The organism is Streptomyces sp. XH2 (assembly GCF_049725035.1).
In the GTDB taxonomy this organism is placed as follows: domain Bacteria; phylum Actinomycetota; class Actinomycetes; order Streptomycetales; family Streptomycetaceae; genus Streptomyces; species Streptomyces roseoverticillatus.
In genome coordinates this window covers 200,612-216,234 of record NZ_JBMMMZ010000005.1, presented here as the reverse complement: position 1 = coordinate 216,234, position 15,623 = coordinate 200,612, and the positions used below count along the sequence as shown (strand labels likewise).

4 protein-coding genes (1 of these 4 cut by a window edge) are annotated in these 15,623 nt (G+C 75.0%); all 4 read left to right on the top strand.

The features are described 5' to 3' along the window. Tightly spaced (each overlapping or abutting the next), the 4 genes in view from ACOTKD_RS12230 to sbnA form a layout consistent with a single transcriptional unit that may run on beyond the window. A protein-coding gene (locus ACOTKD_RS12230; protein WP_424888923.1) for an SDR family NAD(P)-dependent oxidoreductase crosses the window boundary here: on the top strand, positions 1 to 5,393 show its 3' end. Its footprint begins 15,802 nt before the window's first position; only the last 5,393 of its 21,195 coding nucleotides appear in the window; its start codon lies off the left edge, out of view; it ends in the stop codon at positions 5,391 to 5,393. Continuing rightward, positions 5,390 to 14,392 (top strand): amino acid adenylation domain-containing protein, encoded by a 9,003-nt coding sequence (locus tag ACOTKD_RS12225; protein ID WP_424888922.1) that lies wholly within the window; start codon positions 5,390 to 5,392, stop codon positions 14,390 to 14,392. Before ACOTKD_RS12230 ends, ACOTKD_RS12225 begins: the two co-directional genes overlap by 4 nt. After that, a complete protein-coding gene (locus ACOTKD_RS12220) occupies positions 14,389 to 14,601 on the top strand; it encodes an MbtH family protein (protein WP_424888921.1) in 213 nt (70 codons plus the stop codon). The genes ACOTKD_RS12225 and ACOTKD_RS12220 overlap by 4 nt, the downstream gene beginning before the upstream one ends. Then, the gene (gene sbnA / locus ACOTKD_RS12215; protein WP_424888920.1) at positions 14,595 to 15,623 is read left to right on the top strand and encodes a 2,3-diaminopropionate biosynthesis protein SbnA; all 1,029 of its coding nucleotides are present in this window, start codon (positions 14,595 to 14,597) and stop codon (positions 15,621 to 15,623) included. The genes ACOTKD_RS12220 and sbnA overlap by 7 nt, the downstream gene beginning before the upstream one ends.

Here is a 15,623-nt window from a genome sequence, read left to right as displayed (position 1 = left end):
CGCGGGCCGCCGAGCCCGTCGTCTTCTCCGAAGGCACCGTCGCGCCCTCCGGCACACCGCGCCCGGAGCCCGTCGACCTCGCGGCCCTGCGGGCGCAGTGCCCGACGGTGGTGCCCGCCGCGCGCGTCGCCGACGCCCTGCAGGCCATGGGCATCCACCACGGGGACACGCTCCGCGCGATCGACGAGGCGTACGCCGGCCGCGGCGTGGTCCTCGCCCGGCTCGCCCTGCCGGCCGCAGCGGAGCCCACCGGTGCCCCGTACGTCCTGCACCCGTCCCTGATGGACTCGGCCGTCCAGGCGTCGATCGCGCTGCACCTCACCGGCGACGGATCGCCCCGGGACACCGCGGTGCCGTTCGCGCTCGGACAGCTGGAGCTCTTCGCGCCCTGCACGGACGCGATGTGGGCCGTCGTCCGCGTCGCGGACAGCAGCGCGGAGGCGAGCCCGCTCAGCCGGCTCGACATCGACCTCGTCGGCCCCGGCGGAGAGGTCCACGTCCGGATGACCGGCTACGCGTCCCGCCGCGTGGCCGAGCCGGTACCCGCGCTCCACGCGCCCGTCTGGGACGCCGTGCCCGCCGGGACGTTCGCGGCAGCCGTACCGAGCCGCACGCAGCGGGTCCTCGTCGTCGGGGGCACCCCCGAGCAGCGCGCCGCCCTCACCCTCACCCACCCGTACGCCGAGCACTGGCGCCTCGCACCCGGCGCCCCCGCCGGCGAAGTGACCCGCGCCGTCGAGGCCGCCGGCCCGATCGACCACCTCCTGTGGATCGCCCCCGGCACGGAGCTCGCCCCGGCCGACGCCGCCGGCTTCGTCGCCGCCCAGGAGGAAGGCGTCATCGCCGCCTTCCGCATGATCAAGGCCCTGGTGCGCACGGGGCACGACGCGCGGCCCCTCGGCATCACCCTGGTGACCCACCGCGCCCTCGCGACCCACGCGCACGAGGACATCCGGCCCGCCCACGCCGGCCTCCACGGCCTGTTCGGCTCGCTCGGCCGCGAGTACACCCACTGGACCGTCCGGCGCACCGACCTCGACGGCACCGACTGGCCCTCGGACCTCACGGCGCTCCCCGCCCACTCGGGCGGCGACACCTGGGTCCGGCGCACCGGCCAGTGGCTCGCCCGCCGGCTCGCCCCCTGCGAGGCCGGGCCCCGTACCGCGGCCCCGTACCGCGAGGGCGGCGTCTACGTGGTCATCGGCGGCGCGGGCGGCCTCGGCACGGCGTGGACCCGGCACGTCGCCGAGGAGTACGGCGCGAAGGTCGTCTGGCTCGGTCGCCGTGCGCAGGACGCCGCCGTCGAAGCGAAGCTGCGCGCCGTCCGCGGCCGCGGCGAGGTGAGCTACCTCTCCGCCGACGCCACGGACCCCGCCGCCCTCCGCCGCGCCCACGCCGAGATCACGGCCCGTCACGGCCGGATCCACGGAGTCGTTCAGGCGGCGCTGGTCCCCATGGACGCGGAGCTGCTGGCCGGCATGGACGAGGCCGTGCTCCGCGAGAGCCTCGCGGCGAAGGTCGACGCGACCGTCGCCATGGCTCAGGTCTTCGCGGACGAGGCACTCGACTTCGCCCTGTTCTTCTCCTCGATCCAGACGTTCATGCCCGTAGCGGGCCAGGGCAACTACGCTGCCGGCTGCACCTTCGGCGACTCCTACGCCCACTTCCTGTCCCGGCGCATGCCCTTCCCCGCCAAGGTGATGAACTGGGGCTGGTGGGGGAGCGTCGGCACGGCCGCCTCCGGCTTCCACCAGGAGCGCATGACCCGGTCGGGCCTCCTCTCGATCGAGCCCCCGGAGGCCATGGCGGCCCTCGACGCCCTTCTCGGCGGCCCGCAGGACCAGCTGACCTTCGTCAAGACGGCGAAGCCCGACGTGCTGGACGCCGTCGACCCGGCCATCCGCACCACCGTGTACCCGCGCACGTCGTCCCCCGTCGAACCCGGCGCGGTCACGGCCCGTCCCCTGGCACCGGCCGACCGGAAGGCCCTGAACGCGGTCGCCGCGTGGCGGGCCGAGGAGTGGGACCCGCTCCTCGCCAGGATGCTCCGCGCCCACCTCGGCGCCCTCGGCGCCGTACCCGGCCCCGGCGACGCGCACACCGACGTCACGGCGCTCCGGACCCGCGCCGGCATCCACGAGCGCTACACGCCCTGGCTGGAGCACGCGCTCCGCGCCGTGCCCGCCTCGGCCCCCTCCCTCGACGAGGTCACCCGCGAGTGGGACGAGCGCCGAGCGGCCTGGTCGGCCGAACCCGATCGGAAGGCCCGGCTGGAGCTCGCCGACACCATGCTCCGGGCCCTGCCCGGCATCCTCACCGGCGCGGTCCCGCCCACGGACGTCATGTTCCCGCGCGGCTCCGCCGAACTCGTCGAGGGCTGCTACCGGAACAATCAGGTGGCGGACACCTACAACCGCGCCCTGTGCGACGCCGCCGTGGCGATCGTGGCCGACCGGCTGGGCAAGGACCCCGGCGCGCGGCTGCGCATCCTGGAGATCGGCGCCGGCACCGGAGGGACGAGCGCCGGGATGTTCGCCGCGCTGCGCCCCTACCACGAGCACATCGAGACGTACGTTTACACCGATCTGTCGCAGGCGTTCCTCAACGACGCGCGCACCTCGTACGGGACCGACGTGCCGTACCTGACGTGCGCCCGGCTGGACGCCGAACAGCCCCTCGCGGGCCAGGGGATCGACCCCGGGAGCTACGACCTCGTCATCGCCGCCAACGTCCTGCACGCCACGCGCGATATCCGGAACACCCTCCGCAATGTGAAGGCGGCTCTCCGGGACGGGGGCTGGCTCCTCCTCAACGAGCTCTCCGGGTTCGACCTCTTCGGACACCTCACCTTCGGGCTGCTGGAGGGCTGGTGGCTCTTCGAGGACACCTCGCTGCGCGTCCCCGGCTCGCCCGCGCTGTCGCCCGAGCGCTGGCGCGAGGTGCTGGAGGGCGAGGGCTTCCCGTCGGTCGTCATGGTCCTGCCGGAGGCGCGTGAGCTCGGCCAGCAGATCATCGCCGCCCGGAGCGACGGCATCGCCCGGCAGCGGGTCTCGGGCCGCACGGTCCGGCCGGCGTCCCGGGCGGTGGGGGACCCGCGCGGCGGCGCCACGTCGAAGCCTTCCCCCGCGGAGGCCGTGGCAGCGGATCCTTCCGCCCCGGAGACGACGACGCCGGCACCCGCCGGCGCCGGGTCCCGGGCGCCCGAGGCGGTACGCGCCCCCGTGCCCGCCCCGGTTCCGAAGGCCGTCCCCGCACCGGAGAACCGTGCGGACACCGGAACGGCGACCGGCACCGACGGGAGGGACGAAGCCGGCACGGAAACCCGCACCGAACCCCGTACGGACACCCGCGTCACCGGCGCGAACACCCGCAAGGGCAGCGGCACCGAAGCCTGTACGGACGACCGCGCCGCCGCAGGCGCCCGCACCGAGGCCATGGTCGGCTATCTCCGCGACAAGGCGGCCGCCACACTGCGGATCCCGGCGGAGAAGATCGACCCGTCGGTGCCCCTCGCCGACTACGGCATGGACTCCCTCCTCGTCCTCCAGCTCACCAACGCCCTGCGCGAGGACCTCGGTGACGTGCCGACCACGCTCCTCTTCGACGTGGAGACCGTCGAGGAGCTCGCCGAGCACTTCCTCGGGACCGGCAGCGACCGGGTGAACGCGCTCGTCACGAGCCTGCTGCCCACCCCGGCCGGGGAACCGGCGCCCGGGCCCGGCGAGGAGCCGGCGCCCGCATCCGCTCCCGAGCAGTCGGCTCTGTCCCAGGCCCAGCTGGGGATCTGGCTCACCCAGCAGATCTCCCCGGACACCACGGTCTACCACGTCCCCCTCGTCTTCGAGGTGCGCGGCGAGCTCGACGAGCCCGCGCTCGAAGCGGCCGTCCGCTCCCTGACCGGCAGGCACCCGGTGCTCGGCGCTGTCTTCGGAGAGGACGACGGCGTGCCGTACATGGAGACCGGCGGCTCCCGCCGCATCCCGTTCGAACGCGCCGAGCTCGTCGCGGAGTCGCACGCCGAGCGGGTCGCTCAGGTCCGTGCGAAGGTGCACGCTCCCTTCGACCTCGCGGACGGTCCCCTCGTCCGCGCGCACCTGCTCACCTTCGTGACGCCGGACGGCACGGAGGAGGCGCGCCGCGTCCTGCTGATGACGGCGCACCACATCGTCGTCGACGGGATCTCGGCCGGGCTCCTCGTCCGCTCGCTGACCGAGGCATACCGCGCCGCCGTGCGGTCCGGAGGGGCCCCGGTGGCCCTTGAAGGGGCGGCCGAGAGCGCCGGGTACGCCGAGTTCACGGCCTGGGAGGCCGCGATGCTCGACAGTCCCGAGGGCGACGCGCTCCTCGCCTACTGGACCCACGAGCTGCGCGCCCCCCGGCGGGCGCTCGCCCTGCCCGGCGACCGGCCTTTCGACCCGGCTGCCACGCCGCGCGGCGAGGAGGTGGCCGCGAAGCTCACGCCCGAGCTGTCCGCGGCGCTCACCGCCCGCGCCCGTGAGCGGCGGGCCGGCCCGTCCGTGGTCTTCCTCGCCTCGTACATGGCGTTCCTGCACCGGGTGACGGGGGAGTCCGACCTCGTCGTCGGCCTTCCGGCCGCCGGCCGCCCCGGCACCCGCTTCCGCGACGTCGTCGGCCACTTCGTGAACCTGCTGCCGATCCGCTGCGCCGTCGACGGCGACGAGACCTACGAGGACCTCCTCACGTCGGTGCGGCGCGCGGTGCTGGGCGGCCTCGAACACGCCGCCTACCCGTTCCCGGCGATGGTCCGTGCCCTCGGCGTGCGGCGCGACGGGACCCGCTCGCCACTGGTCCGCACCAGCCTCTCGTACCAGAACTTCGAAGAGGCCGCGCTGTTCACCGAGGCCAGGGAGGCGGCCCCCGGCGAGCTCGGCCTCCGGGTGTTCGAAGGCGTGCGCCAGGAGAGCGAGTTCGAGCTGGAGGCGGAGATCTTCCAGGAGAGCGACGGCTTCCGGCTGTACCTCAAGTACGACGCCAACCGCTTCGACGCGACGACCGCCCAAGGGCTGCTCGACGCGTGGTGCGCGCTGCTGGAGCGCGTGGCGCACGAACCGGACGGGCGCGTCGGCGACGCGGCACCGTCCGCCGGGGAGGCGGCCGTGGCGGCGACGCTGTGCGGTCTCTTCGCCGAGACCCTGGGGCTCGGCGAAGTCGGGCCCCACGACGACTTCTTCACCCTGGGCGGCGACTCGCTCCAGGCCACCCGGCTGGCCGCCCGGGCCGGCCGCGCGCTCGGTGCGGAGCTGTCGACGCGGGAGGTGTTCGAGGCGCCGACCCCCGTGGCGCTGACAGCGCTGGCGACCCGGTCGGCGCGCGAGACCGTACCCGCGCGGCCGGTGCTCCGCAGGATGTTCCGAGAAGGAGATGCTTCATGATCCCGTTGTCGTTCGCGCAGCAGCGGCTGTGGTTCCTGCACAAGCTGGAGGGACCCGGAGCCACGTACAACCTTCCCTTCGCGCTCCGGCTCACGGGAGAACTGGACACCGACGCCCTGGAGGCGGCCCTCCGTGACGTGATCGGCCGGCACGAGAGCCTGCGCACGGTCTTCCCCGAGGCCGGGGGCGTCCCCCGGCAACGGATCCTGGACCCGGTCGAGGCCTGGTCCGGAATGAAGGTCGTGCCCGTCACCGAGGACGCCCTGGCGGCGGAGACCGAGAACGCGGCACGGCACGCCTTCGACCTTTCCTGCGAACCGCCCCTGCGGGCCACGCTCCTGCGGCTGTCGGAGCGGCAGCACGTCCTCGTCGTCACGCTGCACCGGATCGCCGGCGACGGCTGGTCGCTCGGCCCCCTGGCCCGTGACCTGTCGACCGCCTACGCGGCCCGGCGCGAGGGTGCGGCACCGGACTGGGCGGAACTTCCCGTGCGGTACACGGACTACACCCTGTGGCAGCGCGAGCTGCTCGGCGCCGACGACGACCCCGGCAGCCTGTCCGCGCGGCAGAGCGCCTACTGGCGGCAGGCACTGGACGGCGCGCCGGAGGAGCTGGCGCTGCCCTACGACCGGCCGCGCCCCGCCGCCGCGTCCTACCGGGGCGGACAGGTGCCCTTCGAAGTCGGTCCCGGCCTGCACGCCGGTCTGCGGCGGCTCGCCCGCGAACACGGCACGACCCTGTTCCTGGTCCTCCAGGCCGGCCTCGCGGCCATGCTCTCCCGCATGGGCGCCGGCGAGGACATACCCGTCGGCTTCGACGTGACCGGGCGGCCGGACGAGGCCCTCGAAGACCTCGTCGGCCTCTTCGCCAACACCCTGGTCCTGCGCACCGACGTCTCCGGCGCCCCCACGTTCACCGAGCTGCTGGGCCGGGTGCGGGAGCGCGCCCAGGAGACCTACGGGCACCAGGACGTGCCCTACGAGCACCTGGTCGCGGCCCTCGCCCCGGCTCCCTCCGCCGCCCGCCACCCCCTCTTCCAGGTGGCGCTGCTGCTCCGGCACCAGCAGGCCGAGTTCGCCTTCCCCGGCCTGCGGGCCCGGCCGGAGTGGCCGGGCACCGGCACCTGCCGCTTCGACCTGTCCTTCTCCCTGGCCGAACGGCTGGGCGCGGACGGCGCCCCGGCCGGCCTGGACGGCACCCTGGAGTACGCCGCCGAACTGTTCGACCACCCCACGGCCGTGGCGCTGGCCGCCCGCCTGACGCGCGTCCTGGAACAGGCCGTGGCCGCGCCGGGCACTCCCGTGGACCGCTTGGAGGTGCTGTCCGCGCGGGAGCGCCACGATGTCCTGGAAGGCTGGAACGACACCGTCCGCGAGGGCGGCGTGGGCGATGTGGTGGAGTGCGTACGGGAACGCGCCGAGGCCCGGCCCGACCACATCGCCGTCGTCGACGGCGCGGGCGAGGTGAGCTACGCGGCCCTGGCCGCGCGGTCCGCCGGCGTGACGGCCCGGCTGCGGGAGCTCCCCGGGTGGGAGCGCGGCCGGGTGGTCGGCCTGCTGGGCGGGCCCGGCACCGGGTTCGTCGCGGGCGTCCTCGGCGTGCTGGGCGCCGCGGGCGCGTTCGTCCCCCTGGACCCCGCGGCCCCCGCCGCCCGCTCCGCAGGCGTGGTCGCCGACGGCGGCGTGCGCGTCCTGCTGGTGGAGGAGGGGCTGGGGCCCCTGGCCGCGCGGGTGGTGGCCGAGGCCGGCACCGAGGTGTCGGTGCTGCCGCTGCACACCGCCGACGACGCCCTGCCACGCCCCTGGCCGGTGGTCCCGGCGTCCCCTCTGGACCTCGCCTACGTGATCTTCACGTCCGGTTCGACCGGCCGTCCGAAGGGCGCCATGGTCCACCGAGGCGGCATGGCCAACCACCTCTCCGCGAAGGTCGCCGACCTCCGGCTGACCGCCGGGGACGCCGTCGTCCAGAACGCCCCCCTCACCTTCGACGTCGCCGTCTGGCAGATGCTCGCCCCGCTGGCCGTCGGCGGCCGCGCCCGCGTCGTCGACCACGCCACGGCCGCCGACCCCGGGGCCCTGTTCGGCGTCGTGGAGGACGAGGACGTCACCGTCCTGGAGGTCGTTCCCTCCCTGCTGCGCACCGCCCTCGACGCCTGGGACGCCGGCTTGCGCGCACCGGACCTCACGGGCCTGCGCTGGCTGATGGTCACCGGCGAGGAACTGCCGCCCGAGCTGTGCGACCGCTGGTTCGCCCGCTACCCGGACGTCCCCGTCGTCAACGCCTACGGTCCCACCGAGTGTTCGGACGACGTCGCCCACGCGGTGCTCACCGGTCCGGTCACCGGCGCCCGCACCCCCATCGGCAGGCCCGTGCGCAACACCCGTTTCTACGTCCTGGACGAGGCGCTGCGCCCGGTGCCCGTCGGCGTGCCCGGCGAGCTGTACGTCGCCGGGCACGGCGTCGGCCGCGGATACGTCGCCGACCCGGTGCGCACCGCCTCCGTGTTCGTCGCCGACCCCTACGCCCCCGCCCCCGGCGCGCGCATGTACCGTACCGGCGACCAGGTGCGGTGGCGGGCCGACGGGCAGCTGGAGTTCCTCGGCCGCCGCGACTTCCAGATCAAGGTCCGCGGCCACCGTGTCGAACTCGGCGAGATCGAGGCCGCCCTGCGCGGCGCGCCCGGCGTCACCGGCGCCGTCGCCTCCCTCGCCCACGACCCCGCCGGACGGCCCCAGCTGTGCGGCTACGTCACCGGTGACACCGGCCCCGCGGCCGTGCGCGCCCACCTGGCCGGACTGCTGCCCGGCTACATGGTCCCCGCCGTCGTGACGGTCCTGCCCGCCCTGCCGCTGACCGCGCACGGCAAGATCGACCGCAAGGCGCTGCCCGCCCCGGACCTCACCGCCGTCACCGCGACCGCCTCACGGCCGCCGCGTACCCCGGCCGAGGAGATGCTCTGCGGCCTCTTCGCCGAGCTCCTCGGCGTCGACGCCGTCGGCGCCGAGGACAGCTTCTTCGACCTCGGCGGCCACTCGCTCCTCGCTACCCGGCTCGCCTCCCGCGTCCGGACCGCGTTCGGGGCCGAACTGCCCGTACGGGACGTCTTCGAGGCGCCCACACCCGCGGGCCTGGCCACCCGCCTGGACACCGCCGCAGCGGTACGCCCCGCACTGGCGCGCCGGCCCCGCCCCGAGCCGGTCCCGCTGTCGTACGCGCAGCAGCGGCTGTGGTTCCTCCACAAGCTGGAGGGCCCCGGCGCCACCTACAACATGCCCGCCGCCATGCGGATGTCGGGCGAGCTGGACGTCCCCGCCCTGGAGGCGGCCCTGCGTGACGTGATCGGCCGGCACGAGAGTCTGCGCACCGTCTTCCCCGAGACCGCGGGCGTCCCCCGGCAGCTGGTGCTCGACCCGGCCGGGGCATGGCCCGGCCTGACCGTCGTGCCCGTCCCCGAGGACGGCCTGGAGGCCGGGATCGCGGCCGCGGCCCGGCACGGATTCGACCTGTCCTGCGACCCCCCGGTCCGGACGACCCTGCTGCGGGTCTCCGAGCGGGAGCACGTCCTGCTGTTCGTCCTGCACCACATCGCCGGCGACGGCTGGTCCCTCGGCCCGCTCACGCGCGACCTGTCCGAGGCCTACCGCGCCCGGCACGCCGGACACGGCCCCGACTGGGCCGGACTGCCCGTCCAGTACGCCGACTACACGCTGTGGCAGCGAGAACTGCTGGGCGCCGAGGACGACCCGGACAGCGCGATGTCCCGCCAGGTGGCCTACTGGCGCGAGGAACTGGCCGGAGCCCCCGGGGAACTGGCCCTGCCCTACGACCGGCCCCGGCCCGCCGTCGCCTCCCACCGGGGCGCATACGTCCCGTTCGAGGTGGGACCCGAGCTCCACGAGGGACTGCACCGGGTGGCCCGCGAACACGGCGCCACCTCCTCCATGGTGCTCCAGGCCGGGCTGGCCGCCCTGCTGTCCCGGCTCGGCGCGGGCGAGGACGTCCCCATCGGCTTCGGCGTCGCCGGCCGGCTCGACGACGCCCTCGACGGACTGGTGGGCTTCTTCGTCAACACCCTCGTCCTGCGCGCCGACCTCTCCGGCGACCCGACGTTCGCCGGACTCCTCGGCCGCGTACGCCGGTCGGCCTTGGCCGCCTACGCCCACCAGGACGTGCCGTTCGAGCACCTCGTGGAGACCCTCGCCCCGGCCCGCTCGGCCGCCCGCCACCCGCTCTTCCAGGTCGCCCTCGTGCTCCAGAACAACCGGCGCGCCGAGATCGACCTGCCCGGCCTGCACACCCGCATGGAATGGGCGGGCACCGGCACCTCCCGGCTCGACCTCTTCTTCTCCCTGGACGAGCGGGAGGCCGCCGCGGGCCGTCCGGCGGGCCTGGACGGAGTCGTGGAGTACGCCACCGAGCTGTTCGACCGCGCGACGGTCGAAGGGCTCGTCGGCGGCCTCCTGCAGGTGCTGGAGCAGGCCGTCGCCGACCCCGGCACCCCCGTGGAGCAGCTGGACCCGCTCTCCGCGCGGGACCGCCACGACGTGCTCGACGGCTGGAACGACACCGCCGTGGAACTGCCGGGCCCGGCGACCCTGTCCGGCCTCTTCGAAGACCTGGCCGCCCGTACGCCAGCCGCGGTGGCGGTCGACCACGGCGGCGAGGAGACGACCTACGCCGAACTGGACGCCCGCGCCGGACGGCTGGCACGGCGCCTGACCGCCGCGGGCGTGGGCCGCGGGGACCTCGTGGCGCTCGCCCTGCCGCGCTCCGCCGGACTGCTCGTCGCGGTGCTGGGCGTGCTCAAGGCCGGCGCCGCCTACCTTCCCCTGGACCCCGGATACCCGGACGCGCGGATCCGCTTCATGCTCTCCGACGCCGCCCCGAAGCTGCTGCTGACCGACGGCCCGACCGCGAAGGCGCTCCCCGGGACCGGCGTGGAGCACTGGCTCCTAGACGACCCGGCGACCGCCGCGGCGACCGCCGCGCCCGTACGGCCCCCGCGCCCGGACGACCCGGCCTACGTCATCTACACCTCCGGCTCGACCGGCCGCCCCAAGGGCGTCGTCGTCCCGCACAAGGGCCTGCCCGCCCTCGCCGCCGCGATGGCCGCGAACCTCGCGGTCGACGAGACGAGCCGGGTGCTCCAGCTCTCCTCGCTCAGCTTCGACGCCTCCGTCTGGGACCTCCTCATGGCCCTGGCAGGCGGCGGCACCCTGGTCCTGCCCGACACCGACGGGCCGCTGGCCGGCGAGGCGCTCGCCGGGATCCTCGCGGCACGCCGGATCACCCACCTCTCGATCACCCCCACGGCGCTGGAGGCCGTGCCCCCGGGCGCCGAGTCCACGCTCGGCTCCCTGCGCACCGTCGTGACCGGGGGCGAGATCTGCCCCGCGCCCCTGGTCGAGCGGTGGGCCCCCGGGCGGCTGATGGCCAACGTCTACGGGCCGACCGAGGCCACGATCTGCGCCACCATGAGCGGCGCCCTGTCGGCGGAGACCGTGGGCACCGGACCGGTGCCCATCGGCCGCCCGATCACCAACGCCCGCGTGTACGTCCTGGACACCAGGCTGCGCCCGGTGCCACCGGGCGTGGCGGGCGACCTGTACCTGGCGGGCCCCGGCCTCCTCGCCCACGGCTACCTGAACCGGCCGGGCCTGACGGCGGGACGCTTCGTCGCCTGCCCGTTCGGCGCCCCCGGCGAGCGGATGTACCGCACCGGCGACGTCGCGGCCTGGACGCAGGACGGACAGCTGGTGTTCCGGGGCCGGGCGGACGAGCAGGTGAAGGTCCGCGGCCATCGGGTCGAACTCGGCGAGATCGAGGCCCGCCTCCTGGAACACCCCTCGGTGGACCGGGCCGCGGTCGTGGCCCGCGAGGAGCCCCCGGGCGACGTGCGCCTGGTCGCGTACGTCGTCCCCGCCTCCGGCGAGGACGCCCCCGGCGGGCAACTCGTCGACGAATGGCAGGACATCCACGACCAGGTGTACGCGGCCTCCGGGCCGGCGCCCTGGGGCGAGGACTTCCGAGGCTGGGACAGCACGTACGACGGCGAGCCGATCCCGCTGGAGCAGATGCGGGAATGGCGGGACGCGACGGTGGCCCGGATCGCCGAGCTGCGGCCCCGCCGCGTGCTGGAGATCGGCGTCGGCGCAGGCCTGCTGCTGTCCCGTCTCGCCGGACGCTGCGAAACGTACTGGGGGACCGACTTCTCCCCGGCCGCGGTGGCGAGGCTGACCGCCCACGTCGCCGCCGACCCGGAGCTCGCCGGAAAGGTCGAACTGCGCTGCAGGCCCGCCGACGACGTCGACGGACTGCCGGCGGACTTCTTCGACACCATCGTGATCAACTCCGTCGCGCAGTACTTTCCCGGCGCCGGCTACCTCACCGAGGTCCTCGGCAAGTGCCTCGGCCTGCTCGCACCGGGCGGCGCCGTCTACGTCGGCGACGTGCGCAACCTGCGGACGCGGCGCGCCCTGCAGGCGGGCGTGGCGGGCCACCGGCCGGCCGACGACGCCTCCGGGCCGGACGGGACCGACGCGGCGGACGCGCTCGGGCACGCGATCGACGCCGAGACCGAACTCCTGGTGGCCCCGGAGTTCTTCACCGCCCTGGCCGCCGCCGACGACCGGGTCACCGGCGTCGACATCCGCCTCAAGCGCGGCCTGCACCACAACGAGCTGACCCGCCACCGCTACGAGGCCGTGCTCTGCAAGACGTCCGGCCGGGCCGCCGGCCCGGCCGCGCCCGTACTGCCGGTCGACGGCCTGGAGGAGCTCCCCTGGCAGCGGCTCGCCACCGGTGCCTCGGGAGCCGACGGCGTCGCTGCCCTCGCGGCCCGGCTGGCCACCGGCGGCACCGGGCTGCGGATCACCGGCGTGCCCAACGGCCGGCTGCTGGCGGAGTTCTCCGCCCTGGCCGCGCTCGGCCTCCCCGGTGACGTGCCCGCGACACCCGTCCAGGGCCCGGGAGCGGATCCCGAGGCGCTCTGCCGGCTCGGCGAGGCCCTCGGCCTGCGGCCCGTCGCCACCTGGTCGTCCGCCCGCCACGACACCTTCGACATCGCCTTCCTGCCCGCCGGCACCACCGGGCCGGTGGCCGCCTACGCCCACCCGGAGGCCGACCCCGACCCCGCCGCGCACGTCAGCACGCCTCTGGGCGCCCACGCGCGCCGGGACCCCGGCGTGGACGTGCCCGCTCTGAAGCGGCACCTCGCCGAGGTCCTGCCGGCGTTCATGGTCCCGTCCGCCTACGTCACGCTCGACGAGCTGCCCATGACGGTGAACGGCAAGCTGGACCGCGACGCCCTGCCCGAGCCCGCCCTCCCCGCCGCCCCGGCCGGACGCGCCGCGCGCACCCCCGTGGAGGAACTCCTCTGCGGCGCGTTCGCCGACGTCCTAGGCCTGGGGACCGTGGGAACCGACGACAACTTCTTCGACCTCGGCGGCCACTCGCTGCTCGCCACCCGGCTGGTGAGCCGGATCCGGTCGGCGCTGGGCGCGGAGCTGACCCTCCGCGACCTCTTCGGCGCCCCCACCGTGGCCGCGCTGGCCGGACGGGTGGCGGAACGACGGTCCGGGGCCGGGCGGCCCGCGCCGAGGCCGTACGAGCGCCCCGAGCGCCTCCCGCTCTCCCCGGCCCAGGACCGCACCTTCCGGATCGCACTGGGCAACGCGGCGGCCTCCGGCGCCCTGAAGAACATGCCCGTCGCCCTCCGGCTCACCGGCGACACCGACCGGGCGGCCCTGGAAGCGGCGCTCACGGACGTCGTCCACCGCCACGAGGTGCTGCGGACACTCTTCCCCGGTCCCGACGGCGACCGGTACCAGAGCGTGCTCCCGCCCGAGGACGCCCGCATCACCCTGCCGGTCGTCACCACCACCGAGGCCGAGCTGGCCGACCGGGTCAGCGAAGCCGCCCATCGCCCGTTCGACCTGCGGAACGAACCGCCCTTCCGGGCCGTGCTGTTCCGGGTCACCGAGGACGAGCACGTCCTCGTGCTGATGTGGCACCACATCGCGGGCGACGGCTGGTCCGTCGGCGTGCTGCTCGGTGACCTCGCCGCCGCGTACGCCGCCCGGCGCGCGGGCGACACACCGTGCCGGGAACCGCTCGCCCTCCAGTACGCCGACTACACCCTCTGGCTGGCGGACCTGCTGGGCGACGACTCCGACCCGGAGAGCCTCGCCGCGCGGGGGCGCGCCTTCTGGAGCGGGACGCTGGCGGACCTGCCCGTGGAGGCGACCCTTCCCCTGGACCGGCCGCGGCCGGACAGCCCCACCCACCGGGGCGCGGCCGTCCCCTTCGAGATCGCCCCGGAGGTCCACCACGGCCTCCAGGCGCTGGCCGCCACGCAGGACGCCACCCTGTTCATGGTGCTGCACACGGCCCTGGCCACCGCCCTGACCCTGACCGGCGCCGGCACCGACGTCCCCGTCGGCACCCCGATCGCCGGCCGGGTGGACGAGGGACTCGACGACCTCGTCGGCCTCTTCACCAACTACCTGGTCCTGCGCCTCGACACCTCGGGCGACCCCGCCTTCACGGACCTCCTCCGCCGGGCCAGGGACGCCGATTTCGCAGCCTACGAGCACCAGGAGTACCCCTTCACCGGCATGGTCGACGCCTGCGATCCGCCCCGGCACCCGGGGCGCCACCCGCTGTTCCAGACGATGCTCGTCCTGCAGAACTACGACGGATCCACCACGGAGATGCCCGGCCTGACGGCGGAGCTGTTCCCCGTGGACCATGTGGCGGCCCGCATCGACTTCTCCCTCCTGCTGACCGAGGTGCCCGGCGCCGGTGGCATGAGCGGGCACGTGGAGTACGCCGACGAGCTGTTCGACCGGGAGACCGTCGAACGCTTCTGCGCGGTCCTGACCGACGTCCTGCGGGCCGCCGGCGACCGCCCGGAGCTGCCCATCGGCCTGATGTCCCCCGCCGCCGCGACCCCCGCGTGCGCCCTGACTGCCGCGATCCCCGAAGGAGACCAGTTGTGAACCCGTTCGACGACACCGACGCGACGTTCCTCGTCCTGACCAATGCGGAGGGCCAGCACTCGCTCTGGCCCGCCTTCGCCGAGGTCCCGGCCGGCTGGACGGTAGCGTTCGGCAAGGACAGCCACGCGGCCTGCGTGGCCCACATCGAGGCGAACTGGACCGACATGCGGCCCAAGAGCCTCGCCGAGCCGGTGGACGCGCAGTGCTGACCGGGGAACCCGGCATCCTGTCGACCATAGGCGCGACGCCCCTCGTCGAACTCGTCAGGCTCTTCCCGGACAGCCCCGTCCGCGTGTTCGCGAAGCTCGAAGGATTCAACCCGGCCGGCAGCACCAAGGACCGGCCGGCCCTGAGCATGCTGGGCGACCTCATCCGCCGGGGCGACCTCGTACCCGGCGAGTCGGTGGTCGTGGAATCCAGCTCCGGCAACCTCGGCATCGGCCTCGCGCAGGTCTGCCGGTACTACGGCCTGCGCTTCATCTGCGTCGTCGACCCCAGGGCCAACCAGCAGAACATCGACATCATGCGCGCCCTCGGCGCCGAGGTGGAGATGGTGACCGAACCCGACCGGGAGTCCGGCGACTACCTGCCCGCCCGTGTGGCCCGCGTGCGCGAGCTGACCCTGACCGTCCCCGGCGCCTACTGGCCCGACCAGTACGGCAACGCCCTCAACGCCCTCGCGCACCGGACCACGATGCGGGAGATCCACGAGGCGCTGCCCGGCGGCCCGGACTACCTGATCTGCTCGGCGAGCTCCTGCGGCACCCTGCGCGGCTGCGCGGACTACATCCGCGCGCACCGGCTCCCCGTGAAGATCGTGGCCGTGGACGCGCTGGGCAGCGCCATCTTCGACCCCGACCCGCCCGCGGTCTCCCGGCTCCTCCCCGGGCACGGGGCCGCGACCCGGCCCCCGCTGCACACCCCGGAACTGGCCGACTCGGTCGTCCACGTCGGCGACCTCGACTGCGTCATCGGCTGCCGCCGGCTGGCCGCGACGGAGGCGATCCTCGCCGGCGGCTCCTCCGGCGCGGTCGTCAGCGCCCTCGGCAGCCTGCGGCACGCCATCCCCGACGGCTCCACCTGCGCGATCGTCCTGCCCGACCGCGGCGAGCGCTACCTCGGCACCATCTACAACGACGCCTGGGTCTCTGAGAACTTCGGCCGGATCCCCTTGCCACACGACCTCGCAGCGGACCTTTCCACGACGGAGAAGACCGCATGCCCGTCATAG